This is a genomic window from Caulobacter sp. UC70_42, assembly GCF_044056025.1.
Classification (GTDB): Bacteria; Pseudomonadota; Alphaproteobacteria; order Caulobacterales; family Caulobacteraceae; genus Caulobacter.
Genome location: NZ_CP171994.1, coordinates 5,162,664 through 5,188,374 on the forward strand (window position 1 = coordinate 5,162,664; position 25,711 = coordinate 5,188,374).

At 68.0% G+C, this 25,711-nt stretch carries 24 protein-coding genes, 1 tRNA gene and 6 pseudogenes; 12 read left to right on the forward strand and 19 right to left on the reverse strand.

The window, feature by feature from the left end:
• The first annotated feature begins 323 nt into the window (after nucleotides 1–323).
• Nucleotides 324–1,161, forward strand: a pseudogene (locus ACHMW8_RS26005) (alpha/beta fold hydrolase).
• Between the two features lie 54 nt (nucleotides 1,162–1,215).
• On the opposite strand, the gene ACHMW8_RS26010 reads toward ACHMW8_RS26005, so the two are convergent.
• A complete protein-coding gene (locus ACHMW8_RS26010) occupies nucleotides 1,216–1,776 on the reverse strand; it encodes a transcriptional regulator (RefSeq protein ID WP_395444241.1) in 561 nt (186 codons plus the stop codon).
• Between the two features lie 207 nt (nucleotides 1,777–1,983).
• Here ACHMW8_RS26010 and ACHMW8_RS26015 point away from each other — a divergent pair.
• A tRNA-Gly gene (locus tag ACHMW8_RS26015) sits at nucleotides 1,984–2,058 on the forward strand.
• 7 nt (nucleotides 2,059–2,065) lie between these two features.
• Here ACHMW8_RS26015 and ACHMW8_RS26020 read toward each other — a convergent pair.
• The 7 genes and pseudogenes from ACHMW8_RS26020 to ACHMW8_RS26050 form a co-directional block, all read right to left on the reverse strand.
• Entirely contained in the window at nucleotides 2,066–2,944 is an 879-nt protein-coding gene (locus tag ACHMW8_RS26020; protein ID WP_125158654.1) for a TraB/GumN family protein, read from the reverse strand.
• Nucleotides 2,945–2,991: 47 nt separating this feature from the next.
• A complete protein-coding gene (locus ACHMW8_RS26025; protein WP_395444242.1) occupies nucleotides 2,992–3,876 on the reverse strand; it encodes an alpha/beta fold hydrolase in 885 nt (294 codons plus the stop codon).
• A gap of 103 nt (nucleotides 3,877–3,979) precedes the next feature.
• Nucleotides 3,980–4,174 carry a helix-turn-helix transcriptional regulator gene (locus tag ACHMW8_RS26030; protein WP_395444243.1) on the reverse strand — a complete coding sequence of 65 codons (195 nt, stop codon included), beginning with the start codon at nucleotides 4,172–4,174 and terminating at the stop codon, nucleotides 3,980–3,982.
• Nucleotides 4,171–4,758 (reverse strand): hypothetical protein, encoded by a 588-nt coding sequence (locus ACHMW8_RS26035; protein ID WP_395444244.1) that lies wholly within the window; start codon nucleotides 4,756–4,758, stop codon nucleotides 4,171–4,173. The genes ACHMW8_RS26030 and ACHMW8_RS26035 overlap by 4 nt, the downstream gene beginning before the upstream one ends.
• 127 nt (nucleotides 4,759–4,885) lie before the next feature.
• A complete protein-coding gene (locus ACHMW8_RS26040) occupies nucleotides 4,886–5,188 on the reverse strand; it encodes a hypothetical protein (protein ID WP_125158658.1) in 303 nt (100 codons plus the stop codon).
• Nucleotides 5,189–5,337: 149 nt separating this feature from the next.
• Entirely contained in the window at nucleotides 5,338–6,213 is an 876-nt protein-coding gene (locus ACHMW8_RS26045) for a TraB/GumN family protein (RefSeq protein ID WP_395444245.1), read from the reverse strand.
• 114 nt (nucleotides 6,214–6,327) lie between these two features.
• Nucleotides 6,328–7,355, reverse strand: a pseudogene (locus tag ACHMW8_RS26050) (2'-deoxycytidine 5'-triphosphate deaminase).
• A gap of 178 nt (nucleotides 7,356–7,533) precedes the next feature.
• Here ACHMW8_RS26050 and metZ point away from each other — a divergent pair.
• Nucleotides 7,534–8,718 carry an O-succinylhomoserine sulfhydrylase gene (gene metZ / locus ACHMW8_RS26055; RefSeq protein ID WP_395444246.1) on the forward strand — a complete coding sequence of 395 codons (1,185 nt, stop codon included), beginning with the start codon at nucleotides 7,534–7,536 and terminating at the stop codon, nucleotides 8,716–8,718.
• On the forward strand, nucleotides 8,699–9,163 hold the full coding sequence (apaG, locus tag ACHMW8_RS26060; RefSeq protein WP_125158662.1) for a Co2+/Mg2+ efflux protein ApaG: 465 nt from the start codon (nucleotides 8,699–8,701) through the stop codon (nucleotides 9,161–9,163). Before metZ ends, apaG begins: the two co-directional genes overlap by 20 nt.
• A 57-nt stretch (nucleotides 9,164–9,220) precedes the next feature.
• Here apaG and ACHMW8_RS26065 read toward each other — a convergent pair.
• The 4 genes and pseudogenes from ACHMW8_RS26065 to ACHMW8_RS26080 form a co-directional block, all read right to left on the reverse strand.
• Nucleotides 9,221–10,133: pseudogene (locus ACHMW8_RS26065) on the reverse strand (Hsp33 family molecular chaperone).
• 56 nt (nucleotides 10,134–10,189) lie between these two features.
• Nucleotides 10,190–11,126: pseudogene (argF, locus tag ACHMW8_RS26070) on the reverse strand (ornithine carbamoyltransferase).
• 69 nt (nucleotides 11,127–11,195) lie between these two features.
• Nucleotides 11,196–12,410, reverse strand: coding sequence for an aspartate aminotransferase family protein (locus ACHMW8_RS26075; protein ID WP_395444247.1), 1,215 nt, complete (start codon nucleotides 12,408–12,410; stop codon nucleotides 11,196–11,198).
• A gap of 153 nt (nucleotides 12,411–12,563) precedes the next feature.
• Nucleotides 12,564–13,385, reverse strand: a complete 822-nt coding sequence (locus tag ACHMW8_RS26080; RefSeq protein WP_395444248.1) for an ABC transporter permease — start codon at nucleotides 13,383–13,385, stop codon at nucleotides 12,564–12,566.
• Between the two features lie 238 nt (nucleotides 13,386–13,623).
• Here ACHMW8_RS26080 and gcrA point away from each other — a divergent pair, with 238 nt between their 5' ends.
• From gcrA to ACHMW8_RS26105, 5 genes are all read left to right on the forward strand, one after another.
• On the forward strand, nucleotides 13,624–14,145 hold the full coding sequence (gene gcrA, locus ACHMW8_RS26085) for a cell cycle sigma 70 cofactor GcrA (RefSeq protein WP_125158667.1): 522 nt from the start codon (nucleotides 13,624–13,626) through the stop codon (nucleotides 14,143–14,145).
• A 127-nt stretch (nucleotides 14,146–14,272) separates the two neighbouring features.
• Nucleotides 14,273–15,799, forward strand: coding sequence for an exodeoxyribonuclease VII large subunit (xseA, locus tag ACHMW8_RS26090; protein WP_395444249.1), 1,527 nt, complete (start codon nucleotides 14,273–14,275; stop codon nucleotides 15,797–15,799).
• Between the two features lie 28 nt (nucleotides 15,800–15,827).
• Entirely contained in the window at nucleotides 15,828–16,043 is a 216-nt protein-coding gene (locus ACHMW8_RS26095; RefSeq protein WP_125158670.1) for a DUF2093 domain-containing protein, read from the forward strand.
• Nucleotides 16,028–16,879: a M23 family metallopeptidase gene (locus ACHMW8_RS26100; RefSeq protein ID WP_395444250.1), complete on the forward strand. Its 852-nt coding sequence runs from the start codon at nucleotides 16,028–16,030 to the stop codon at nucleotides 16,877–16,879. The genes ACHMW8_RS26095 and ACHMW8_RS26100 overlap by 16 nt, the downstream gene beginning before the upstream one ends.
• Nucleotides 16,880–17,011: 132 nt before the next feature.
• Entirely contained in the window at nucleotides 17,012–17,530 is a 519-nt protein-coding gene (locus tag ACHMW8_RS26105; RefSeq protein ID WP_125158672.1) for a response regulator, read from the forward strand.
• Here ACHMW8_RS26105 and ACHMW8_RS26110 read toward each other — a convergent pair.
• Entirely contained in the window at nucleotides 17,527–18,474 is a 948-nt protein-coding gene (locus ACHMW8_RS26110) for a lysophospholipid acyltransferase family protein (RefSeq protein ID WP_125158673.1), read from the reverse strand. The genes ACHMW8_RS26105 and ACHMW8_RS26110 overlap by 4 nt on opposite strands.
• 125 nt (nucleotides 18,475–18,599) lie before the next feature.
• On the opposite strand from ACHMW8_RS26110, the gene ACHMW8_RS26115 reads away from it, so the two are divergent.
• Nucleotides 18,600–18,989: a helix-turn-helix domain-containing protein gene (locus ACHMW8_RS26115; protein WP_125158674.1), complete on the forward strand. Its 390-nt coding sequence runs from the start codon at nucleotides 18,600–18,602 to the stop codon at nucleotides 18,987–18,989.
• A gap of 42 nt (nucleotides 18,990–19,031) precedes the next feature.
• Nucleotides 19,032–19,868: a histidinol-phosphatase gene (gene hisN, locus ACHMW8_RS26120; protein ID WP_125158675.1), complete on the forward strand. Its 837-nt coding sequence runs from the start codon at nucleotides 19,032–19,034 to the stop codon at nucleotides 19,866–19,868.
• Here hisN and ACHMW8_RS26125 read toward each other — a convergent pair.
• From ACHMW8_RS26125 to ACHMW8_RS26145, 5 genes and pseudogenes are all read right to left on the reverse strand, one after another.
• Nucleotides 19,843–20,827: pseudogene (locus tag ACHMW8_RS26125) on the reverse strand (alpha/beta fold hydrolase). The gene hisN and the pseudogene ACHMW8_RS26125 sit on opposite strands and share 26 nt — an antisense overlap.
• A gap of 6 nt (nucleotides 20,828–20,833) precedes the next feature.
• A complete protein-coding gene (locus ACHMW8_RS26130) occupies nucleotides 20,834–21,142 on the reverse strand; it encodes an SCP2 sterol-binding domain-containing protein (protein ID WP_125158677.1) in 309 nt (102 codons plus the stop codon).
• A gap of 90 nt (nucleotides 21,143–21,232) precedes the next feature.
• The gene (locus tag ACHMW8_RS26135; protein ID WP_395444251.1) at nucleotides 21,233–21,880 is read right to left on the reverse strand and encodes a hypothetical protein; all 648 of its coding nucleotides are present in this window, start codon (nucleotides 21,878–21,880) and stop codon (nucleotides 21,233–21,235) included.
• Nucleotides 21,877–22,774, reverse strand: a pseudogene (locus tag ACHMW8_RS26140) (class I SAM-dependent methyltransferase). The gene ACHMW8_RS26135 and the pseudogene ACHMW8_RS26140 overlap by 4 nt, the downstream one beginning before the upstream one ends.
• A gap of 58 nt (nucleotides 22,775–22,832) precedes the next feature.
• Nucleotides 22,833–23,675 (reverse strand): class I SAM-dependent methyltransferase, encoded by an 843-nt coding sequence (locus tag ACHMW8_RS26145; RefSeq protein ID WP_125158680.1) that lies wholly within the window; start codon nucleotides 23,673–23,675, stop codon nucleotides 22,833–22,835.
• A 233-nt stretch (nucleotides 23,676–23,908) separates the two neighbouring features.
• Here ACHMW8_RS26145 and ACHMW8_RS26150 point away from each other — a divergent pair, with 233 nt between their 5' ends.
• Nucleotides 23,909–24,370: an Hsp20 family protein gene (locus ACHMW8_RS26150; protein WP_125158681.1), complete on the forward strand. Its 462-nt coding sequence runs from the start codon at nucleotides 23,909–23,911 to the stop codon at nucleotides 24,368–24,370.
• A gap of 75 nt (nucleotides 24,371–24,445) precedes the next feature.
• Here ACHMW8_RS26150 and ACHMW8_RS26155 read toward each other — a convergent pair whose 3' ends face one another.
• Entirely contained in the window at nucleotides 24,446–25,708 is a 1,263-nt protein-coding gene (locus ACHMW8_RS26155) for a pentapeptide repeat-containing protein (protein WP_125158682.1), read from the reverse strand.
• Nucleotides 25,709–25,711: the final 3 nt, after the last annotated feature.

The window sequence follows — 25,711 nt, forward strand, 5'->3', positions numbered from 1 at the left end:
GGTCCGCCCGGGCGGCGTTTTGCATTCAAGGTCCTCGCGCGCTTTGACCGACAAGCCTCACGAACATTCAAACCGCGTCCAGGCCGTCCAATCCCGCCCCGCCCCCCTGGGCCACTGTCCGTCTCGCAGAACGACGGCGCGCCGCCGCAGGCGGGCGCCTCCACACGAGGGGCACGACCATGGACGCCAACGAACCGGCCAACGACCCGATCGAAACCTCGCGTCGCGGCGTGCTCGCTGGCGGACTCGCCCTGGGCGCGCTCGCGGCCGTCCCCACCCTCGCCAACCCGGCCGTCGCGACGGCCGCTCCAGGAGCTTCGAACATGAGCAGCGGTTTCGTCACCACCAAGGACGGCACGCAGATCTTCTACAAGGACTGGGGTCCCAAGACCGCCCAGCCGATCGTGTTCCACCACGGCTGGCCGCTGAGCGCCGACGACTGGGACGCCCAGATGATGTTCTTCCTGCCTGCAGGGCTATCGCGTCATCGCCCATGACCGCCGCGGTCACGGCCGGTCGACCCAGACCGACACCGGCAACGAGATGGACACCTACGCCGCCGACGTCATCGCCCTGACCGACCACCTGGACCTGAAGAACGCCGTCCATGTCGGTCATTCGACCGGCGGCGGCGAGGTGATCCACTATGTCGCCCGCGCCAAGCCCGGCCGCGTGGCCAAGGCCGTGCTGATCGGCGCGGTGCCGCCGATCATGCTGAAGACGCCCGCCAATCCGGGCGGCTTGCCGATCGAGGTGTTCGACGGCTTCCGCGCCGCCCAGCTCGCCAACCGCGCCCAGTTCTTCCACGATGTGGCAGCGGGCCCCTTCTATGGCTTCAACCGCCCTGGGGCCGAGGTGTCGCCGGCCACGGTCGACAACTGGTGGCGCCAGGGCATGATGGGCGGAACCAAGGCCCACTACGACTGCATCAAGGCTTTCTCGGAAACCGACTTCACCGAGGACATGAAGAAGGTCGACGTGCCCGTGCTGCTGATGCACGGCGAGGACGACCAGATCGTCCCGATCGACGACAGCGCCCGTCTGGGCATCAAGCTGCTCAAGCACGGCACGCTGAAGACCTATCCTGGCTTCCCGCACGGCATGGCCACGACCCACGCCGACGTGATCAATCCCGATCTGCTGGCCTTCATCAAGGCCTGATAGGCCAAGGTGGGACGAGGAAGGCGGGCGCCGCGGCGCCCGCCTTTTTCACGTCTATCGCTTGACGAATTCACGCGGGACCGGCGGCGGTTCGCAGCCGGGCGACGAGGGCCCGGGCCGCTCCTGTTTGAGGCAGCCGTCGGCCGTGCGCTGCGCGCGGGTCTTGCGAATCTCGACGCGGTCGGCCTCTTCCGCCCGCGCCCAAGCATAGACGCCGACCCCGCCCAAGCCGCCGACCATCACCGCCAGAGCCGCGCCGCCGACCACCCAGGCTGGCCCCCTCGACCAGCGCGGGACGGGCGGGCGCGGACGTTCTGGCGGCTCCTCGAAGATCCAGCGATAGCCCAGCCCAGCCACCGTCTCGATGAATCGCGGGGCCCGGGCGTCGTCGCCCAAAGCCCGGCGCAGCTTGACCACCGCCTGGCTCAGCGCCTCGTCGGAGCCGTCGTCGTCGCCCCACACCGTCTCGATCAGGTGATCGCGCGAGGCGGTCAGGCCCGGTCGTTCGACCAAGGCCCGCAACAGATCGAAAACCCGGGGCTCCAGGCTGCTGGCGCCGGTCGGCCCGCGCACGCGGCGGCTTTCGACATCGATCGTCACCTCGCCGAACGCCATGCGCGGCGGGTTTCGGCCAGACTCGGCTCTAAGAGAGATTTCCGTCAGGACTACCACGCGCCGATCGACTCCCATCCGTGTCGCCGCGGATAAGGAGACGAACCATGCGGCGCAATTTGGTCACCTTGACCAATGCGACCCCAGAAGGCCCCTCGCGAAGGCGACTTGAGTAGGCGGACATCCCAGGCTAAACGGAGCGTCCCTTTGGCGGGCGTAGTTCAGAGGTAGAACGTCAGCTTCCCAAGCTGAATGTCGGGGGTTCGATTCCCCCCGCCCGCTCCAAGGTCCCCTACTCTACCCGCTCCGCCTTGACGCCCAGCTTGGCCAGTTGGACCTGGACGCTGTCTGGCCCCACCAGGTGTCCGGAACCGACGGCCACGAAGCTGACGCCCTTGCCCGCCAGCTTGGTCTTCAGTTGCCCCGCCCAGTTCTGGTTCCGCTTGGTGATCAGCAGGTCGTAGAGCTCGGGGTACTGGCCCTTCATCTCGGTGACGAATTCGGTTTCCAGCGCCGCGATGTCGCCGGCGGCCCAGGCGGCGACCATCTTGTCGATCTTGTCCACGCCCTCATCGGCCTCGTCGAGGGTCGAGCTCAGGAACTCCACCTCGGTCTTGACCGGCAGGTCGGCGAAAAAGCGGATCTGCTGCTCCGGCGTCTCGAAGGCGCTTTCCGGCTTGCCCGCGGCCTTGACCTCGGCCGCCAGGATCGGCTCGACGCCGCTCTTGGGATCGTAGCCGGCCTTGACCACCGGGATCAGCGACAGCTGCACCGCCGCCAGCCAGGGCCGCATGGCGTTCAACAGCTGGGGCGGCACGCCGCCGACCTGGGCCAGGGTCGAGGCCTTCTGGAAAGCGGCCGCGTCGATCTTGCCCGACAGCGGCTGGTTCGGATCCAGGCCGTATTTCAGCACCAGCGGCTGCATCACCGCGGGATCGTCGGCGCCGACGATCTCCAGGGTCAGGTCGCCGCTGTCCTTCAGGGCCTTGTCGATCCTGGGCGAGCGCCAGACCGTGCTGGGCTTGAGCACATGGATCGTGCCGAACAGATAGATGGTGGAGTCCGCGTCGTGGATCTTCCACAGCGCCGGCTCGGCCAGGGCGGTCCCCGCGAAGCCGAACGCGAGGACCGAGGCCAGACCGGCCGCGAGGCGACGAAGATTACGAAGCATGGGACCCCCGCTGATGCGTTGGCCCCATGCTTGGACTGCGCCGCCCCCTACTTCAAGAAGGTCTCGACCGCGTCGGCGAAGGCCTTGGGCTGGTCGAACATGATGAAGTGGCGGCTGTCGTCGATGCGCTTCAGCGTCACGCCCGGCAGGCCGGCGTAGGCGTCGGCATAGGTCTTGTCGATCATCGCCGTGGGCGCGCCCATGGCCGGATCATAGGGATAGAGCAGCGTGGTCGGGGTCTTGATCGCCGGCAGGTCGGCGCGGGCGTCGGTGGTCAGCAGATCGTACAGGGCGCGAGCCACGACCGATTGCGACGAGGCGACCGACCAGGCCAGGGCGGCCTTCTGGCCGTCCGGCGACTTGACCATGCGCGGCAGGGTCATCGCCTGCTGGCTGGCGAAGGCGTCGGCGCTCATGGCGATGGTGGCGTCGCGCATGGCGGCCGCCTGGGGCTTCATGCTCTCGGCCGTGGCGGCCGGCGAGAACAGCGACGAAAAGAACGGCAGGCTGTCGACGATCAGCAGGCGGCTGACATCCTCGGGGTGACGGCCGGCCAGAAGCAGGCCGGTGAAGCCGCCCATCGAGTGGCCGACCACGACGGGCGACTTCAGATGATTGGCCTTGATGTAGGCGTCGACGGCCTCGACCAGGGGCGCGACGACCGGCCCCTCGGCGTTGCCGGCCACCGGCGCGCCGGCGAAGCCCGCGACTTGAACGACGTGGACGCGATGGGTCGGCGCCAGTTGCTTGACGGTCTCGTCCCAGACCGCGCCGGACGAGGCCAGGCCGGGGATCAGGACGACGTCGGGACCCTTGCCCGTCACCGTGACCGTGATCCGGTCCGCGGCGTGGGCGCGGCCGAAGACGCCGCAGGCGGCGAGGATCGCCATCACCATGATGAAGAAGCGGAAGCGCGGCATGGGCATGCACATGATTTTTCTCCTTGGATAGGGGCGCGCGGAAGACTCCGGCGCTCGGCGCCGGACGCGGTTGGAAAGAAGGTCGGTGGAAGCGAGCCGGCCTGAGGGCCGCGGCTCAGGCCTCGTCCTGGAAGATCGCCTCGATCGGCTGCTCGAACAGGCGAGCGATCTTGAAGGCCAGCGGCAGGCTGGGATCGTACTTGCCCGTCTCCAGGGCATTGATGGTCTGGCGGGAGACCTGGAGCTTTTCGGCGAGGTCGGCCTGGCTCCAGTCGCGCTCGGCGCGGAGGACCTTCAGGCGGTTCTTCATTGGTACCGCCTCCGGATGATGGGCTGGCTGAAGCCCCAGGCCAGGCAGAACAGCGGGAAGACCAGGAACAGCGGCGGCGAGGGAACGACGCCGGCGTTGCTCAGGAAGCCCCAGACAGTGCTGACGCCCAGGACCGCGCCCAGGCCCCATAGCATCGCCTCGACGTGGATCATGCGCTCGAACTCGTCGGGCTCTTCCTTCAGATAGAGGCCCATAACGACCAGCACGCCCAGGATCGGGATCGCCGGCGCGGCGGCCACGATCCAAAGCAGCGGCCCGGTGATCTCGCCACCGCGGAGCAAGCTCAACGAGCCGATCAGGAACAGGAAGTAGGCCATCATCGCCACGGCCAGGCGGCGGCGATAGCGCTTCATGACCGGACCGATCCGGCCGGCCTTCAGTCGCGACGAGCCGATATAGACATAGGCCATATAGGCCAGCAGCCAGACGAACATCGCGACCAGCATAGCCGTCCCGCCGAACGGCCGAGCGAACGCCAGCCAGAACGGAACAGCCGCCAGCGCCGCCGCGCCGGCGAAAAACAGAGTCCATTGAATTCGCTTGGGCTTCAGATCGTCATCCATGACAAGCACCCCTCTCAATTTGACAAGCTAACTTGTCACATCAGAGCATATTCATGTCAAGGATGGTTGTCATTTTGTCGCGTAGGCACGACTAAATGACGGAGAAGCTTGATGTTTCCGAAGGGCCTCAGGCCGCCTTTCGGTCAAGGAACGGGTCGGCCGGCGCCGCGTCGCGGGTCAGGCCGCGCCAGTGGATGGCTTCCTGGCGCTTGACCGACAGGGCGCGGCCCAGCACGCCTGGACGCGGGCGGCTGACCACTTCCCAGCCGTAGCGCGAGAAACGATCGCCGAAGTCGGCCCAGCGGATCACCCGGCCCTTGGCGTCCTGGCGCCAGACGGCCTTGTCGCAGCCGGGGATGCGCGCGCACCGCTCCCAGGCCTCGACGCGGCCTTGCAGGATCAGGAACGGATCGTGTGCGATACGGGCCAAGACGGCCTCCGTGTAGATTTAACCGCTCTCGCCGCCCGCCGACTCGGTGAGTCGCCGCCGCGAGAACGAGGACTAGAATTTGTGTAACCGCACCAAGTGTCCACTAGATGTGGTGCGGCGCGTTGCCGCGCGGCGGAGCTGCGACAGGTTCACTGCAGCCTCCGGACGGCGTAGCCGCGCGCCTTCATCAAGGCCGGCAACCCTTCGCTTCCGGCCATGTGCAAGGCGCCGACGACCACGAGATCGGTCCCCCGTCCGAGGCGCATCGCCGCGTCCAGCCGGTCGGCCCAGGCCAGGTTCCGCCGCAGCAGCAGGGCCTGATAGAGCGCCGGCCGGTCGGCCTTCATGGGGGCGACCAGGGCCGAGCCCAGGCGGACGATGTCGCCTTTCAGCCAGGCGCGCTCCAGGTCCACGCCGCCGCGCGGCGGCGACAGCTGCTCGCGGGCGACGTCGTCCAGATAGGTCAGCTCGGCCTGCTCGGGCAGGTCGGCGAAGATGCGCAGCTGCTGTTCCAGCGTCTCGAAGGTTTCGATCGGCTTGTCCGCGATCCGCGCGCGCTGGGTGGTGGCGACATCGACGCCGCTGGCGACGCTGGCGCCGGCCTGGGTCATCGGGGCCACCGACAGCATCATCGCCGCCGCCCAGGGCCGCAGGCGCTCGACGCGCTCCAGCGGCACGCCGTCCCGATCCAAGACTGGACGCAGGGTGGCCAGGGCCGTCGGCGAGAGCTTCTGCGTCAGGGAGCGGTCGGGATCGACTCCGTAACGGTCGACCAGAGCCTTGATCCGGTCGGGGCCGACATCGGCCCGCGTCTCGAACCACACCCGGTCGGCGGCGGCGTAGGCCTGGTCGAAGGCCCGGGTCCGCCAGCGCACGTTCGGGCCCAGGACGTGCATCGAGCCGAAGAGATAGACGACCGAGTCCCTGTCGCGGACTTCCCACATCGCCGGCGCCGCGTGGGCCGCGCCGACACCAGCCGACCAGGCCAGTCCCGCTACGATCGCCGCACGCGACAGACGCTTCAATACGCTACGCAACATCCACCAAGGCCCGACCGATACTGGACCTTGAGGTAAGCGTGAGTTGGTTAAGGCGCGAGTGAACACGCCCCGCGACCTAACGCCTCAGCGGGCTGAAGCTCAGCTCCACGCCTTGAAATGCTTGGACAATTTCAGCCCCTGGCGCTGGTAGTGCGAGCCGCCCTCGCCGTACAGCCGCTTTGGCCGCGCGGTCAGCGGTTCATAGACCAGCCGGGCCACGGTCTGGCCGTCCTCCAGCAGGAACGGCGTCTCGTGGCTGCGGACTTCCAGCACGCCCTTGGAGCCGGTGGCCAGGGCCTCCTCGGTGCCGAAGCCCGGGTCGAAGAAGCCGGCATAGTGGACGCGGAACTCGCCGACCGACGGGTCGATCGGGGTCATCTCGGCCGCTTCCAGCACCGGGATCTCGATGTTTTCCTTCGAGGCCAGGATGTAGAACTCGCCCGGATCCAGCAGCAGCTCGCCGTGGCGGGCCTCCAGCGGCTCCCAGTAGTCGCGCGGGTCGTGGCCGTCCTCGTGGTCCAGGTCGACGACGCCGGCGTGACGGCGGCCGCGGAAGCCGACCAGGCCGTTCAGACCGGGCGTCAGGTCCACGCCAACGCTCTTGATCGACAGCTTGGCCGGTTCGCCGCGCTTAAGGCGCAGCTGGTTCAGCCGCGTGCCGGACCGCACGAGCACCGAGAAGGTCTGCGGCGCGATCTCCATGTAGAGAGGGCCGTCATAGCCAGCGTCGACGTCGTCGAAGGCGCGGCTGTGGTCGGTCAGCAGACGCACGAAGACATCCACCCGGCCGGTCGAGCTCTGGGATTGCCGCGCGCCGAGACATTGCCCGGCAAGGCCAGGCTCTCCTGCAGCTCGGCGATGTAGACGCAGCCCTTCTCCAGCACCGCGCCCTTGGTCAGGTCCAGCTCGTGCATGGCCACGTCCTTCAGACGCTCCACCACACGGCGGCCCAGGCCGGGCAGGAACGAGGCGCGGACACGCCAGGCGCGCGCGCCCAGCCGCAGGTCCAGGCTGGCGGGCTGCACCTGATCGGTGTCGAACGGCGTGGCCGAGGTGATCGCCTCTTCGGCGATCAGGTCCTCGATGGTCTGGCAGGGCAGAATCCCTGCGGCGTGGGCGTCGGTCATCGGCGCGACACTCGCCAAACCGCGCCACAAAGGCAAGGCGGGAGAGAAAGCCGCTCGCCCGTGACAATGTGATTTTCGCCCGTGACAATTCTCCGCTCGCGGACGGGGCGTTCAGGCTTGACCAAGCCCCCCTCGCCGCTCCTTATGCCGGCGGTTTCAAGCGTAGAGAGGCAGGCCCGTGGCCGAGGATCCAAAAGACTGGGACGTCGCGACGAAGCTCATTCGTGGGGGGATCGCGCGGTCGCAGTTCATGGAGACCGCCGAGGCGCTCTATCTGACCCAAGGCTTCACCTATGACAGCGCCGAGGGCGCCGACCGCCGCTTCTCCGGCGAGGATCCGGGCTTCGTCTATTCGCGGTTCAACAACCCGACCGTGAAGATGTTCGAGGACCGCCTGGCCCTGCTGGAAGGCGCCGAGGTGTGCCGCGCCCAGGCCACCGGCATGGCCTCGATCCACTCGGCGCTGATGGGCCTGGTCCGGGCCGGCGATCACGTGGTGGCCGGCCGCGCCCTGTTCGGCTCGTGCCGCTGGATCATCAGCGAGTGGCTGCCGCGCTTCGGCGTCGAGACCACCTTCGTCGACGCCACCGACCCGAAGGCATGGGAAGCGGCGATCCGGCCGGGCACCAAGGCCGTGCTGATCGAGACGCCCTCGAACCCGGTCCTCGAAATCACCGACATCCGCGCCGTCTCGGAGATGGCCCATGCGGTCGGCGCCAAGGTCATCGTCGACAACGTCTTCGCCACCCCGATCTTCCAGCAGCCGCTGGAGTTGGGCGCCGACGTCGTGGTCTATTCGGCCACCAAGCACATCGACGGCCAGGGTCGCGTGCTGGGCGGGGCCATCCTGACCAGCGAGGCGATCAACGAGGAGTTCTACCGCGACAGCCTGCGCCACACCGGCCCGTCGCTGTCGCCGTTCAACGCCTGGGTGATGCTGAAGGGTCTCGAGACCCTGGATCTGCGCGTCCGCCGTCAGGCCGACAGCGCCTTCGCCCTGTCCAACACCATCGCCGAGCACAAGAAGGTGCAGCGGGTGCTCTATCCGTTCCGCGCCGACCATCCCGGCCACAATGTCGCCAAGGCGCAGATGAGCGGCGGCGGCACCGTAATCGCCATGGACCTCGGCTCGCGCGAGGCGGCCTTCAAGTTCCTCAACGCGCTGGAGATCGTGGACATCTCCAACAACCTCGGCGACGCCAAGTCGATGGCCACCCACCCGCCGACCACCACCCACCGCTCGGTGCCCGAGGAGCTGCGTCCGTCCCTGGGCGTGACCGAGGGCGGCGTGCGCCTTTCCGTGGGGCTGGAAAGCCTGGCCGACCTTCAGCGAGATGTGATCCGTGCGCTCGATCAGGCGTGAAACCTCCCCGCCGATGCAGCGGATGCGCCGCCGTCGCGGCCAGGACGGCGCGGCCTACGAGGCTCGCACGCGCGACATCGTCGTGCGCGTCTTCGCGACCTACGCGGCAGAGGAATCCTCGCCCGACCAGGGCCTCTATCTGTGGTCCTACACGGTCGAGATCGAGAACCACGGGACCGAGACGGTGACCCTGATCTCGCGGCGCTGGTCGATCACCGACGGCTTCAACCGCGTGAACGATGTCGAGGGTTCCGGCGTGGTCGGCGAACAGCCGGAGCTGAAACCGCGCGAGGCCTTCCGCTACGTCTCCAACTGCCCCCTGCCCACGCCCTCCGGCGCGATGAAGGGCAGCTATCAGATGGTCACCGACCAGGGCGAGGTGTTCGAGGCCGAGATCCCGGAGTTCTCGCTGCACCTGCCGGGCGCGGCGGCGAAGCTGAACTAGACAAGCAAAAGCCGGCGCTCTTGCGGGCGCCGGCTTTCTTCGTCTTGCGATGCTGCTTCAAGCCGCCGCCGGCGGGTCCAGCTTGTAGACGCGCGAGCAGTACTCGCAGGTCACGTGGATCTTGCCGTCGGGTTCGACCATGTCGGCCACTTCCTCGGCCGAGAACGAGTCCATCACCACGCCGATCCGGTCTTCCGAACAGCGACAGAAGGCGCGCATCGGCTTCTGTTCCAGCAGGCGCACGCCGTCCTCGTTGAACAGCCGCCACAGCAGGGTCGGGGGTCGAGACGGTCGGGTCGACCAGTTCGTCCTCGCCGGTGGTCTCGAACAGGGCCTGGACGTGTGTCCAGGCGTCCTGCGTGTCGCCGCGCGCCTGGTCGCCCGCGATGACCTGGATCAGGATGCCGCCGGCGCGCCACTTGGGTCCCTCGCCCGCGTCGACCTGACCCACGGCCAGGCGCACGCGGGTCGGGGTCTGCTCCGACTGCTGGAAGTACTGCTCGGCGCACAGGGCCAGGGTCTCGCCCTCGATCGGCGTGACGCCCTGATAGCGATCCATGTCGGCGCCCTGGTCCAGCGTCATGATGAACACGCCGCCGCCCAGCAGCGTCTTGGCGCCGGGACGGGTGAAGCCTTCCGAGACCTTGGCGACCTCCTCCGGATCGAAACGGCAATAGCCGCGCAGGCCGCCGCTGGTGTCGTAATCGACCACGACGTAGCGCACGGGACCGTCGCCCTGGGCCTGGATGATCAGGCGGCCCTCGAACTTCAGGCTGGAGCCGACCAAGGCGGCCAGCGCGCAGGCCTCGCCCAGCAGGTTGGCGACCGGCTCCGGATAGGCGTGGCGGGTCAGCACCTGATCGACGGCGTCGCCGAGGCGGACCACGCGGCCGCGCACGGGCAGGCCTTCGATCTGGAATGCGGAAACGACGTCGTCGAGGACGCCGGGATTGGGGGCGATGTCGGTCATGGGGAGGCTAGATAGGATGAGGGGGTGACAATTGCGAGGGCGCCGCCCCGACTGCCCTACCCGATCGCCCCGAACACCCAGGCCAGCACGGACTTCTGGGCGTGGATGCGGTTCTCGGCCTCGTCCCAGACCAGCGAGCGCGGGCCGTCCAGGACGGCGTCGGTGACTTCCTCGCCCCGGTGGGCCGGCAGGCAGTGCAGGAAGACGCCGTCGCTCGCCGCCAGGTCCATCAGGGCGTCGTCGACCTGATAGGGTTCCAGCGCGGCCAGGCGCTCGTCATGGTCGGTGTCGCCCATCGAGACCCAGGTGTCGGCCACCACGACGTCGGCGCCGGCCACGGCGGCCTTGACGTCGGTGGTCATGCTGACCCGGCCCTGCAGGCTCTCGGCGCGAGCCAGGTCGTGGAGATCGGCGTGATAGACCGCCGGGCAGGCGATCTTCAGCGTAAAGTCCAGCAGCGGCGCGGCGTGGATGAAGCTGGAGCAGACATTGTTGCCGTCGCCGACCCAGGCGATCGTCTTGCCGGCGATCGGGCCGCGATGCTCCTCGATGGTGAGGATGTCGGCCATGATCTGGCAGGGGTGGCTCTTGTCGGTCAGGCCGTTGATCACCGGCACGGTCGAGACCTGGGCGAAGCGCTCGACGTCGGCGTGGTTGTTGGCGCGGATCATCACCGCGTCGACCATGCGCGAGAGCACCTTGGCGGTGTCCTCGATGGTCTCGCCCCGGCCCAGCTGCATGTCCGACGAGGTCGAGATGATCGCCGACCCGCCCCAGCTGACGCATGGCCGCGTCGAACGAGAAGCGGGTGCGGGTCGAGTTCTTCTGGAAGATCATCGACAGCACGCGATCCTTGGCCGGCGCGTCGGCGTCGACCTTGCCCTGCGGCCAACCCTTGCGAGCGGCCTTGCGGGCGTGGGCGTCGTCGAGCAGCAGGCGCAGGGTCGCGCCGTCCAGCTTCCACAGGTCGATGAAGTGCCGGGGGGTGGTCATCTTGGCCATGTCCCTAACGGTTCCGCCCGCCCCAGTGTCCTGGAGCGGGCGGCCAATGCGTGTTGTCGCCTAGGCGGCGGCCTTGGCGCGGGCGACTTCGCAAGCCTTTTCCAGCTTGGAGATCGCTTCGCTGGCTTCCTCGACGGTCAGGTTCAGCGGCGGCAGCAGGCGCACGCAGTTGTCGCCGCCCCCCGCGATCAGCAAGTGCTGGTCGCGCGCCATCACCATGAACTCGCGGTTGTTCGGGACAACCTTGATGCCGATCAGCAGGCCCTTGCCGCGGATGTCGACGATCACGTCCGGGAAACGGTCCTTCAGGCCGTTCAGCTGCTGGGTGAAGTAGCCGGCGACGGTCTTCACGTTGTCCAGCAGTTCGGGCGTGTTGATCGCGCTGAAGGCGGCGATGCCGACCGCCATGGCCAGCGGGTTGCCGCCGTAGGTCGAGCCGTGCGTGCCCGGGGTCATGCCCTTGGCCGCCTCGTTGGTGGCCAGGCAGGCGCCGACCGGGAAACCGCCGCCCAGGGCCTTGGCCACGCACATGATGTCCGGTTCGCTGCCCGGCGCCCACTCGTGGGCGAACAGCTTGCCGGTCCGCCCCATGCCGCTCTGGACCTCGTCATAGATCAGCAGAACGCCGGCCTCGCGGGTGATCTCGCGCAGCTCCAGCAGCTGGGCCTCGGTCAGGGCGCGCGCCCCGCCCTCGCCCTGCACCGGTTCGATGATCACCGCGGCGGTCTTGTCGGAGATGGCGGCCTTCAGGGCCTCCAGATCGCCGAACGGCAACTGGCTGAAGCCCGGCAGGCGCGGACCGAAGCCGTCCAGATAGCTGGCGTTGCCCGAGGCGTTGACCGCCGCGTACGAACGCCCGTGGAACGAGCCGTCGAAACCGATCACCTCGATGCGGTCGGCCTGGCCATTGACCGCGTGATAGCGACGGGCGGCCTTCAGGGCGCACTCGATCGCCTCGGTGCCCGAATTGGTGAAGAACACCACATCGGCGAAGGTGGCCGCGCACAGCTTGTCGGCCAGCGTTTCCTGCTCGGGGATCGTGTAGATGTTGGAGACGTGCCAGAGCTTCTCGCCCTGGGTCTTCAGCGCCTCGACCAGCGCCGGGTGGGCGTGGCCCAGGCCGCAGGTGGCGATGCCGGCCACGCAGTCCAGGTACTCTCCGCCGTCGGTCGAGAACAGGCGCGCGCCTCGGCCTCGCTCGAACGCCAGCGGGGCGCGGTTGTAGACGCCCATGATGTGGTGCTGCGAGGGGTTGGACGACGTCGCGGTGCTCAAGACCGGCCTCCCAAAAAGGAAAGAAGCCCCCGTGCGTGAGCACGGGGACCGGAAGGCCGCAGGTTGTCGCCGTGGAACGACGTCCTGTCAATCAACGGACTGTGAAGGCCGCTGAAAAACCGATGAATTTCGAGCCTTCCCCGGACGGGGGCCTCAGCTTTTCAGGCGATATCCGGTGACGAACAGGCGCCAGCACCACAGGAACATCCCCACGGTCAGCACGCCCATGCTGATCACGCCGATCAGGATCGAGCCGTCGGCGTGGCCGATGAAGCCGTAGCGGAAGCCGTCGATCAGATAGAAGAACGGGTTGAAGTGGCTGGCCGAGCGGAACGGCTCGGGCAGCTTGTCGACCAGGTAGAAGGTGCCCGACAGGAAGGTCATGGGCATGATCAGGAAATTGGTCACGGCCGCCAGCTGGTCGAACTTCTCGGCCCACAGGCCGGCCAATATGCCGGCCAGGCCCAGGATCAGCGAAGCCGTCACGGCGAAATAGACGATGGCCCAGGGGTGGGCCAACTGCAGGCCCGCGCCCGGCAGCACGCCGATGACCAGGGCGGTGACGGCCCCGACCACCACGCCGCGCGTCGCCGCGCCCAGGGCGAAGCCCAGCACCTGCTCCAGCGCCGACAGCGGCGGCGTCAGGAAGTCCGGCGTCAGGCCCATCATCTTGGCCTGGATCAGCGACGACGACGAATTGGCGAAGGCGTTGTTCAGGATCGCCATCATGATCAGGCCCGGAGCCACGAAATGGCCGAAGGTCACCCCGCCCACGGCCGGCCGGCTGGCGCCCACGGCGACCACGAAGACCAGCATGTAGAGCAGGGTCGTCACCACCGGCGCGGCCACCGTCTGGGTGCCGACCTTCCAGAATCGGCGGATTTCACGCTGGTACAGCGTGACGAACCCGGACCAATTCCAGCCGTGATAGTCGCGCGGCTGCGGCGGAATGACGCTGTCGGCCATGTCTCTCATACGCTCAACCCGTTGTGTTGCTTGGCCATGTGCGCCCTGGGCGCCTTTCCGCAAGCTTGGGCTTGCCTGAATCAACATCTTGTTTCTGTGGACAGAGTCGTTACCGCCTATTGTGCGCCTTAACACATTCTTTACGATATCTAGTAGGACGACCGCCGGCGGGGCGGTTTGAGCACCAGATATGGGGTGAGGAGCGTGGGGACGCGCTTCACCTCCATCGAAACGGCGGAGACGGGTTATGAGCTGGACCGACGAACGGGTTTCGACCTTGAAAAAGCTCTGGCTGGACGGCCTTTCGGCCAGTCAGATCGCCAAACAACTGGGCGGCGTCACGCGCAACGCCGTCATCGGCAAGGTGCACCGCCTGGGCCTGTCGGGCCGCGCGGCCCCCTCGCAGCCGGCGCGTCCGGCGTTCAAGGCTCCGCGTCCGGCGCGTCCGGCCGCCCAGGCCATGCCCTCGGCCCCGCGTCGCGTGACGCCGGTCGAGGCGCCGTCGTCGGTTCCGGTGGCCTCCGCCCCCGCGCCGCTGCCGGCCTTCCGGCATGAAGAGCCGGGTTCGGCCACCGTGCTGACCCTGGGCGCGCACATGTGCAAGTGGCCGATCGGCGATCCGTCGTCGGAAGGCTTCACCTTCTGCGGCCGCCGCTCGTCGGAAGGCCCCTACTGCGTCGAGCACGCCCGCGTGGCCTACCAGCCGCAGCAGACCAAGAAGAAGGGCGGCGCCACCGAGCTCGCCCGTTCGCTTCGCCGCTACATCTAAGAACAACAAAAGTCTCTCAGGCGGCGGATCCCGGGGCGCTCACGCGCCCCGGGATTTTCCATTTCTCGGGGCGGTCTCGCGACTGCCTGGGATTTTCCATTTCCGGGGGACGTTCTAGATAGGGCGGATGACGGACCTCGCGCCGAACGATTCCAACGCCCCGCCCTATTCGGTCTCCGAACTGGCCTTCGCCCTGAAGCGGACGCTGGAGGATCGCTACGGCTTCGTGCGGCTGCGCGGCGAGTTGTCCAAGGTCACGCACCACTCCAACGGCCACGTCTATCTGACCATCAAGGACGACAAGTCCGCCATCGACGGCGTCGTCTGGAAAGGCAATGTCCGGGCCTTGAGCGTACGGCCCGAGCACGGGCTCGAGGTTATTGTCACCGGCAAGATCACCACCTATCCGGCCGGCTCGCGCTACCAGATCGTCATCGACAGCATGGAAGCCTCCGGCGTCGGCGCGCTGCTGGCGCAGCTGGAACGCCTGAAGGCCAAGCTGGCCGCCGAGGGCCTGTTCGCGCCGGAGCGCAAGAAGCCTCTGCCGTCGATGCCGGCCGTGGTCGGCGTCATCACCAGCCCGACCGGGGCGGTGATCCGCGACATTCTCCATCGCATCCGCGACCGCTGGCCGTGCCAGGTGCTGGTCTGGCCGTGCGTCGTCCAGGGCGACGCCGCCGCCGGCCAGGTCAGCGCGGCCATCCGCGGCTTCAACGCCATCGCGCCGGGCGGCCCCGTGCCGCGTCCCGACATCCTGATCGTCGCGCGCGGAGGCGGCTCGGTCGAGGACCTGTGGGCCTTCAACGACGAGGCCCTGGCCCGCACCGTGGCCGAGGGAACCATCCCGCTGATCTCGGCGGTCGGACACGAGACCGACACCACCCTGATCGACTTCGTCTCCGATCGCCGCGCCCCGACGCCGACGGCCGCCGCCGAGATGGCCACGCCTGTGCTGGCCGAGTTGCGCGCCCTGATCTCGGACTTCGATCGCCGCCTGAACCGCTCGGGCGCGCGCCTGATCGAGGACCGCCGCACGCGCCTGGTCAGCGCCGCGCGCGGCCTGCCGCGTCCCGACGACATCCTGGCCCTCGCCCAGCAGCGGTTCGACATCGCTTCCGGGCGACTGGACGCGGCCCTGCATCGCAACACCACCGTCCACGCTCAAGAGTTGCTGAAGGTCACCGCGCGCCTGACGCCGGAGGTGCTGACCCGGCAGCGCGCCATCAAGGCCGAGCGTGTGGGCGACCTTGGCCGTCGCCTGGACCTGGCCGCCCGCCGCGCGCCCGACCGTGTGGCCCAGCACGCCCGACTGCCCGCCCTGTGGCAGCGCCTGAACGCGGCGGGAGAACGTCGCCTTCAGCGCGATGCCGAGCGCCTGGCCGGCCTGGAAAAGCTGCGTCAGTCGCTGAACCCGGAACGACCGCTGGAACTGGGCTTCGCCCTGGTTCGCAAGGGCGACGGGACACTGGCCCGTTCGGCGTCCGACCTTGTCTCGGGGGAACGCGTGAACCTGAAGTTCAAGAGCGGCGACCGCGACGCGGTGATCGACGGCGAAGGCGGGTTTGTTCCACCGCCAGCGCCGACATCCGCTCCCGCGCCAAGGCCTCGCCCCAAGCCGGCCGCGCCGCCCGTCGATCAAGGCGATCTGTTCTGAAGCCCCGTACTGGCGTAGAGTAAAAGTCATGAACGCTTTCGATCGTGATCTCGGCAAGTCCGACGGCCTGGCCGTCCTGCACTATGGCGACGGCGAGTACGCCGTGCTCAGCCCCGGCCGCTTCGTGCTGTGCGCCATCACCAACAAGCCAATCCCGCTGGAAGCCCTTCGCTACTGGAGCCCCGAGCACCAGGAAGCCTATGCCGGTCCCGCCGAGGCGCTGAAGCGTTGGCAAGGGGCCTGAGCCGCCGCGCGGTCCTCGCCGCGCTTCCGCTCTCGGCCGCCTTCACGACGACAGCCCGCGCCGCCGCGCCGGGCCTGTCGCTGACGGGCAAGTTCGTCCAGGGCGGCTATGCGGTGGGCCGAACGACGCCTCGCGCGGTGATTGATCTCGACGGCCAGGCGCTGACCACCGCCTCTGCCAACGGGTGGTTCGTGATCGGCTTCGACCGCGACGCCCTCCCGACCAGCAAGCTGACCGTCACGACGCCGGACGGCTCGGCCGTCGACGACCGAACGATCGCGGTCGGCGACTTCGACGTCCAGCGCATCGATGGCCTGCCGCCGCAACAGGTGACGCCGACCGACCCGGCTCTGCTGGAGCGGATCACCGCCGAGAACGCCCGCAAGGTCGCCGGCTTCGCCAGCCAGGCCGATCTCGAGGGATTTCGCGATGGCTTCATACTTCCGGTTGTGGGCGCGCGCCGTTCGGCCCGGTTCGGCGGCCAGCGCATCCTCAACGGCGAACCCAAGCGTCCCCATTATGGGGTCGATCTGGCCAGCCCGGTGGGCGCGCCGGTGCGCGCCCCGGCCGGCGGCCTGGTGTGTTTCGCCGAGACCGGACTGCATTATGAAGGCGGTCTCGTGCTGGTCGATCACGGCCAGGGCCTGGTCACCGCCTATCTTCACCTGTCGAAAATCCTTGTTGCGACGGGCACTTACGTCAAGCAAGGACAGCTGATCGCCGAAACGGGCAAGGAAGGCCGCGCGACCGGGCCGCATCTGTGCTGGCGTATGAAATGGCGCGGCCGCAATCTCGATCCGTCGCTGCTGGTCGGCGCGGGCCCCTTCCGCGCTTGAGATTCTGCCATTTCGCCCCTGGCGCGAATTTCAATCCTTAGGTAGCTATGCCGCCGCATCGGGACATGGAGACGCGGGGGAGCGGCTTCGGAGTTCCGGTCTTCCCGTATGATCTGAGGAGGCGGCTTCCGCATGTCGGCGGCGTTCGAAAAGCTGCGCTTTCTGCTGGTGGATGACAACCAGCACATCCGGTCGATCGTCTCGGCGATCCTCAAGGGCGTGGGCGTTCGGCACATCCGTGAAGCCATGGACGGGGCCGAGGGCCTGCAGATCCTGCGCGACTGGCAAACCGACATCGCCATCGTCGACTTCAAGATGACCCCCCTGGACGGGGTGCAGTTCACCCAGCTGGTCCGCAACTCGCCCGACAGCGTCGACCCGTTCTTGCCCGTCATCATGCTGACCGGCTTCGCAGAGCGTCACCGTGTGTTCGAAGCCCGCGACGCGGGGGTGACCGAGGTGGTGGTCAAGCCGGTGACGGCCCGCTCGCTGCTGGACCGGATCAACACGGTGATCTTCCATCCGCGGCCGTTCATCCGTTCGGAGGACTATTTCGGTCCGTGCCGCCGCCGCCGCGTCGACCCCTACTATAGCGGCCCCTTCCGCCGCTCCGGCGAGAAGGACGCGGCCGCCGACACGCTGGAAATCTAGGCGCTGGCGGCTTGCGCCGCGCGCTCGCGGTCGGCCAGTTCGGCATAGACCTCGTTCGGCCAGCGGCGGTGGACCCAGAACCACTCGGCCGGCCGCTCGCGGATGCGGTCTTCCATGAAGGCGTTGATCATCCTCACCCCGGCCTCGATGTCGGCCGTGCGATTGCCCGTGTTGGGCGGGACGATCGGCGGGTGCACCACCGCCCGGAACCGCGCGCCCTTCAGCCGCTGCACGGACATCGGCTGCAGCACCGTGCCAAAACGGATCGCCAGGCGCGTCGGCGCCGGTGCGGTGCGGGCGTCATGGCCGAAGAACGGGGCGGCCACGCCGCTATTGAACTTCTGATCGTTCATCAGGGCGACCGACCGCCCCTCCATCATGCCCTTCAGCAGTTCGCGGGACCCGTCGCCGCCCTTGGGCGCAAACAGGCGCACCCCGTAGCGGAAGCGGCTGTCGCGGATGCGCTTGTCGACATAGGGATTGTTGGCCGCGCGATAGGTCATCTCGCAGATCACGCCGCTGTCGACGATGGCCGCGGGCATGACCTCCCAGTTCGACAGATGGCCTGACACGAACACCACCGGCGTCTTCTGCTCGGCGATCTGCGCCAAGCGCTCGGCATTGACCACCTCGACCCGGCCGGTGGACGGCAGAATCCTGTCCATCAAAGGAAACTCGGCGAACGAGCGGCCCAGGCCCTCCCATTGCTCATCCAGAATCCGCGCATGCCAGGCGGCGTCCTTTTCCGGAAAGGCCAGCTTCAGATTGCGCGTCGCGACCTTGTGCGCGCCGCTGAGGGGTCCGAACGTGCGGCCCAGCCAGCCGCCGAAGTCCGAGGCGCGGTCCACGCCCATCAGACGCACGGCGCCGATAAAGAGGTCGAAGCCCAGGGCCTCCAACCGCCACAGAATGTCCTGAACCCAGGGCTGACGCTTATCCGACATAGGTCCTAAGTAGGCTGGCTCCCACGTCCCGCGCAACTTCGCTTCGCCCGGCACGCGACTTGCGGCTGTCAGCCTAGGCCGTTCCGTTTCGGGACGGCTCCAGAAAGCTAGGGGGCACGGCTTCCATGGGTAACGACATCGATACGCACCTGGGCAAACGCCTGCGTCGCCGCCGTCGTCTGCTGGGTTTGACCCAGCAACAACTGGCGGGCGCCGTCGGCGTGCGGTTCCAGCAGATTCAAAAGTACGAGTGCGGCGCCAACCGCATCTCCGCCGCGCGTCTGTGGCAGCTGTCCGAGGCTCTGGAAGTGCCGGTCGGCTACTTCTACGATGGTCTCTCGGACGTGCGCCGCGAGAGCGCAGGCGAGTCGGCCGAAGGCGGCGAAATGTTCGCCCGCAAGGAGACGCTGGACCTGATCCGCGCGTACTACCTGCTAGGCGAGCGTCCGCGCCGTCGCCTGCTGGACCTGGCCAAATCGCTGAACGGCGGCGGTCCCGAGCACGCGGACGCCTGACAACGGTAGCTTACGTGAGGCGGGGGCGCTAAACCCCCGCTCATGACGCTTTCCGCTGACCGGCTCACGGCGCTCGACGCCTTCATCATCGATCTGAACCGCGCGTCCGCGGATGCGATCTTGCCGCTTTTCCGGGCCGACCATGGCCTGGAGGACAAGGGAGCCGGCAAGAACCTCCCGCGCGACAGCCACGCGGCTTTCGACCCCGTGACCGAGGCCGACCGCGGCGCGGAAGCGGCGATCCGCAAGCTGATCGGCGAGCGATTCCCCGAGCACGGCGTGATCGGCGAGGAGTACGGCGAGGATCGCCCGGACGCGGAGTTCGTCTGGGTGCTGGACCCGATCGACGGCACGCGCGCCTTCATCTCCGGCCTGCCGCTTTGGACCACCCTGATCGGCCTGCGCCACCAGGGGCGCCCGGTGCTGGGCTCGATCGGCCAGCCCTATGTCGGCGAGCTGTTCATCGGCCATGCTGGCGGCTCGCGCCTGCTGGCGCGCGGCCAGGAGACGCCGATCAAGGTCCGCGAATGCGCCGACCTTACCGACGCCGTGATCGCCACCACCGATCCGGACGCCTGCTTCGACGGGGCTGAACGCGGCGCCTGGCTGCAGGTGCGGGCGGCCGTCAAGCTGGCCCGCCTGGGCTGCGACGCCTATGCCTACGCCATGGTCGCCATGGGCAAGATCGACATGGTCATCGAGGCGGGCCTGAAGTCCTGGGACATCGAGGCCGCCATCCCGGTGGTCGAGGGCGCCGGTGGTCTGGTCACCAACTGGCGCGGCGAACCCGTCGGCCCGAACGGCGGCCAGATGGTCATCTCCGGCGACCGCCGCCCGCTGGACGAGGCCCTGGTCAGTCTGAAGCGTTCGGCGAAGTAATCGGCTCACGCGGCGCGACAGGGTCCACCGTCTCGTCGAAGGCCTTCCAGAACAGCGCCCGGCGCGGGTCGGTCTCGATCAGGATCTCGTGGAACGCGCCCGGGACCTCGACATAGCGCCCCTTGGGGATGCGGCCGGCGATCGATTTCGGCGTCGGCGTTCAGGACGCGGTTGTCGAGCTCGGCCCCGACGATGGTCACCGGAATCTGGATTTTCTCCACGCCCTTGCCGTCCCGCAGCCAGGCGCAGGCCGAGATGGCGAAATCGGCCCAGCCCCAGGTCATGCCGCCCAGGGCGATCTCGGGATCGGCGCGCAGCTGCGCCTGATAACGGTCGTAGCGCGTCTCGTCATGGGTCAGGCCGTCGGCCTGGAAGGTCTGGGTCAGAGGATCATAGGCGGCGGACACGTAGTCCCCAGCCCGACCGATCCGCGACATCGTCCAAGCCAGCGGCTTGGCCAGCCAGGGCGGAACGCCGGCCGTGTTCAGGCCCAGCATCGGCGCGGACAGCACGGCGGCGGCGAACCGCGTCTCGCCACGAGCAAGGGCCAGCATGGTCAGGCAGCCGCCCATCGAGTGGGAAACCGCGATCCAGGGCTTGGGCATCCGCGCCTCGAACGTGTCGAGCAGCGCCGTGTGGTCGGCGACGAAGGTCTTGAAGCCCCGGGCGTGCCCCCTGAGGCGGTCCGGCAGGCCGCGGGCCGACAGCCCCTGCCCTCGCCAGTCATGCAGCAGCACGGCGAAGCCGCGGCTCTGGAGGTCCTCGACGACCTCGAAATATTTCTCGATCGGCTCGCTGCGTCCGGGGCTGAGCACCACCGAACCCCGCGCGGGCCCCTGCGGGAAAAACGTCGCGGCGCGGAGGGTCGCCCCATCCGCGCCGCGAAACCACTCGGCCTTGCCGTGATCGGGAACCGGAGCCTCGGGAATCGAGACCAGACGCGCCGGTTCTTCCGTCATCGCGGGTTAGCGCATCTTGGCGAACAGGGCGCCCATCTTGGGCTGCAGGGCCATGGCCGTGCCCATGTCCGACAGCTTCAGCTTGCCGGTCATGACCGCCATGGTCGGGTCCAGCGAGCCGGCGCCGATGGCCAGCAGATCGTCCAGGCTGAGCGTCATGGTCAGGTCAGCCGGCTTGTCTTCGTTGGTCACCGAGCCGCCATCGATGTGGATGACGCCGGCGTCCTTAAGGTCGAACTTGAGGCTCTTGCCGAGACCGCTGTCGTCGCCCACGGCGCCCTTGATGCGATCGGTGATTTCCTGAAGCGTGGCCATGAGCGCGATCTCCCTCTGCGCGAAAAAGTGTGGCGGATAGCTAGACCGGGCCGTCTCGATAAGTAAACACCGTTCAGACGACCCAGGGCCTTATTTCTTCCCGTCGTAGAACCCGACCTTAGTTGGCGTTTTTGTCAACTTTACCCGTACGGCGCCCTGATGGTCCGCGGGACGGAAATAAGGGACGTCCTTGGCCTGGGGCAGCGGCGCGCTGTGGCCGTCGGCGAAGACGATCGTCCCGCCCTCGGCCTTGGAGAAGGCGATCCCGGTCATCTTGGGCGCCATGAACGACATCGGGCCGGCGGCCTTGCCGATCACGGTGTTGGCCTCGTTGACCGTCGCGACAAGCTCGCGGGCGTCGTATTCGCGGGCGGGCGGCAGCTGCGTGCCGAAACTCATCATCGAGCCCAGCTTCATGTCGGCGGGCACATCCAGGAAGATGGTCGGATCGCCCTGCAGCTGGGCCAGGGTCGGCAGGCGGTCGAAATAGCCCTCCCCGTTGACCGGCAACGGCGTGCGCGCGCCGCTCTTCTCGACCAGAGTCGCCTTCAGGTTCGGCATCATCTGGCCGTCGTGACGGATGGCGTAGGACAGCTTCACGCGCGCGCGATCGGCCGGCGGGACCTTCAGGAACCTGTCCAGGAACGGCAGCACCTTGTCGGCCGGCGCGCTCTTCTCGGCGAAGGCCGGAGTGGCGGCCGCCGCCAACACGGCGGCCAGGATCAGGGCGCGCTTCATCTGGGCTTCACGAACTTCAGGGTCATGCGGTCGCTTTCGCCGATGGCGTCATATTTGGAATGGTCGAAGCCAGGTTCGGCCGGCTCCCCCCGCGGGGCGGACAGGCGCGTCGGCGGCAGGGTCCACACGCCGAACGGGTGGTCCTTGGTGTCCTTGGGATTGGCGTTGATCTCGCTGGTTCCGGCCAGGACGAAGCCGGCCTCCTTGGCCATCTGGATCACGTAGTCCTGCTGGACATAGCCGTCGGCGGCCAACACGTCCTGCACGCGCCCCGGCTCGCCGCGATGCTCCTCGACGCCCAGGATTCCGCCCGGCTTCAGAGCCGCCAGGGCGTCCTTGAAGGCCTTTTCGGCGATGCCGCCAGCCATCCAGTTGTGCAGGTTGCGCAGGAACAGCACGAGGTCCGCCGCGCCCGCCGGGGCCACCGGGCCGCTGGTCGGGCCGAAGGCGGTGAAGGTCACCTCGCCATAGAGCTTCTTCTTCTCGGACAGCTTGCGACGGTAGGCCTCGACGATCTCGGCCGCGGCTGGCTCCGACGGGTCGTCGGTCTGCAGTTCGGCTTCGTAGAGCTTGCCGCGGGTGTCGGCCAGGAACGGCGCCAGGATGTCTGTGTACCAGCCGGCGCCAGGCCAGAACTCGACCACCGTCTGGCCGGGCTTCAACTCCCAGAACTTCAGGGTCTCGACCGGATGGCGCCAGACGTCGCGGGCGCGGTCGGCGGGCGGTCGCCAGTCGCCGGCCACGGCCGTCTCGACGGTCGCAGGCCCGGCCTTCTGGGCCGCCTTGGCCTCGGTCTTGGCGGGGTCGTTCCGCTTACCGCAGGCCGAGAAGTCCCAGCGCGCCGACGCTCGCCAGGACTCCTCGCCGCGACCAGTACCCTACTGGAAACATCATTCCCCCGTAATGCAGCCAGCTTGCCGGCCGACCTTGACCAAAGTCGGGCGGACCGAACCTAGGCGGGCTTCCGGAAGCGCAGGGTCATGCGATCGCTCTCGCCGATCGCGTCGTACTTCGTGCGATCGAAATTCGGATTGGCGGGCTGGCCGCCGGGCGCGGTGCGCTTGGTGGGCGGCAGGGTCCAGACGCCGAAGGGGTGGTCCTTGGTGTCCTTGGGATTGGCGTTGATCTCGGACTTGGCGTCCAGCTTGAACCCGGCCTTCTCGGCCAGGGCGATCACGGTGGCGGTGTTCAGATAGCCGTCGGCGCCGGCGTCCTTTTCCGAGCGCGGATCGGCGCGGTGATCCTCGACGGCCAGCACGCCGCCGGGCTTGAGCACGGCGAAGAAGTCGGCGAACACCTTGTCGGCCATGCCCGGCGCCTGAGTCCAGTTATGGACGTTGCGCGCGGTCAGCACGAGATCGGCCGAGCCGGGCGCGCCCAGCGGGCCCGACTGGGCGCCGAAATTGACGAACCGCGGCTGGCCGTACTTGGCCGGGTCGGCGAAGCGGGCCTCGAAGTCGGCGCGGCCCTTCTTGGCCCCTTCCGAGATCTTGGGATTCGACAGGTCGGCGACGCCGGCGACATAGGTCCCGCCGGTGGCCTTGGCGTAGGGGGCCAGGATCTCGGTCCAGTAGCCGCCGCCGGGCGAGATCTCGATCACGGTCTGCTTGGGCTTCAAGCCCCAGAAGGTCAGGCTCTCGACTGGGTGACGCGCGCCGTCGCGGGCGACGTCGCCGGCGGGACGGGTCGGCGAGGCGACGGCGGCCTGCAGGGCCGGGTCGGTCGAGGCGAAGGCGGCGGGCGCGGCCAGGGTGATGGCGGCGGCGAGCAACAGCATGTGGCGGCGAAGCGGCATGGGGGACGTGTCCTTCGGCGTAACGGAGGCCGCGACCTTAGCCGGGGTGAGCGGTGCGTCAAACGATTCACGTTCTGTGAGCTCTTGGCCCCTTGAACCCCAAAATCCGCTCACCAACTAGTTTCACGAAGGCGCTGGACACCCGGGCCTTCCGGACCACCTGGCGACGCCGATTTCGGGTCGCCGACGGGACGAACATTCAAAGACCTTGCTTGATGAGAAGGATCTGACCCATGCGTACGATCGACCTTTCGCCCCTGTACCGCTCGCTCGTCGGCTTCGACCGCCTCGCCGACCAGCTGGACGCCGCCGCCCGCACCGAAGCGGCCTCGGGCTATCCTCCCTACAATATCGAACGCACCGGCGAGAACGACTACCGGATCGAGATCGCGGTGGCCGGCTTCAAGCCCGATGAACTGACCGTCGAAGTGAAGGAAAACCTGCTCACCGTCACCGGCCGCAAGGCCGCCAATGACGGCGATGCCAAGCAGTACCTGCATCGCGGCCTGGCCGAGCGCAACTTCGAGCGCAAGTTCCAGCTGACCGACTACCTGGTCGTCGTCGACGCCGACCTGTCGAACGGCCTGCTGTCGATCGCGCTGAAGCGTGAGCTGCCCGAAGCCCTCAAGCCCCGCACGGTTGAGATCAAATCGAACGCCGGCTCGACCCTGATCGAAGGCGAAAAGGCCGCCTAACGGCGCGCCTCTCCCAGGTCTCCCCTCAATCCCCTCTGAACTTGGGCGGCGCAGCGATGCGCCGCCTTTTTCCGTTCAGGGCAGCGAGAAATCCAGCCCCTGGACTTGGCTCAGATCCACCTGGCGGAAGCTGGCCTTGGCCACCCGAGCGCCAGTGAAGTCCGAGCCGCGCAGGTCGGCGCCGTCGAAGACGGCTTCGCTGAGATCGGCTGCCTGGACCAGGGCGTAGCGTACCCGCGCGCCCTGCAGGTTCGACTGGGTCTGGCGCGTCGGTCCGAGCGGCAGCGGCGACAGGAAGGCCTGGCGCAGGTCCGCCTTGGTCAGATTGGCGCCGGTCAAACGGGCGCCGCGCAGATCCGCGCCGCGCAGATTGGCCGTGCGCAGGTCGGCGTTCTGCAGGTTCGCGCCCTGCAACTGGGCGCCGGAGAGATCCAGGCCCACCATGCAGGCGCCCTTGGCGCTCATCGCCGTCAGGCGCAGCCCCTTCAGCTTGTCGCCCAGCGGACGCAGGTCCTCGCCGTCGAGGCGGGCGGCCGCGCCCTCCTTGCCGCCGGTCTGGCACCAGCGCTGGTTGCCCAGGCAGCGATTGTAAAGTTCCTGAGCCTTGCCGATCGCCTCGCGGGTCACCGTGACCACCGCGCCGGTCATGCTGGCGCCGCTGGTGCGCGCCGTGGACGTGTCGACCCCGGCCATCACGGCGCCAGACAGGTTGGCGCCCTCGAGGTTGCAGCCCTTGACGTCGGCGCCGTCGAGGATAGCTCCGACCAGATTGGCTTCCTTGAGGTTCGCGCCCGACAGCTTGGCCCCCCTCAGCGAGCAGTCGCTGAAGTCGGCCTTGAACGCGGAGACGCCCTCGAACTGCGAGCCGTCCAGGGTGGCGCCCGAGAAGTTGACTTCGTCGACCTCGCCCTGGCGCGTCTCGTGGCGCAGGGTGTCGAGACCCTTGCGGGGATGCGGAATGGCGATCTGGCCTTCGCGGAAGTCGGCCTGGGTCAGGTCGGCCTGGGCCAGGTTGGCGCCGCGCAGGCAGGCGCCGCGCAGATCGGCGCGGACCAGCGAGGCCTGTCGCATGTCGCTCTTGCGCAGGTCGCAGCCGAACAGGCTGGCGCGATCCAGCTTGGTGCGAACCATGCGGCAGTTTTCGAGGACGGAAGCGGTCAGGTCCGCGTCGGTCAGATTTCGGAACGACAGATCTAGGCCCGACAGCTGCATGAAGCGTAGGGAGGCGCGTTTGCCGCCCTGCTTGCCGGTAACGAATTTCTCGTGCGCCGTTACGATCATGTCGAGCTCGGCCTGGCTCAGGCGACGACGCCCGACCACGCTTTGCGCGGCGTTCATAAC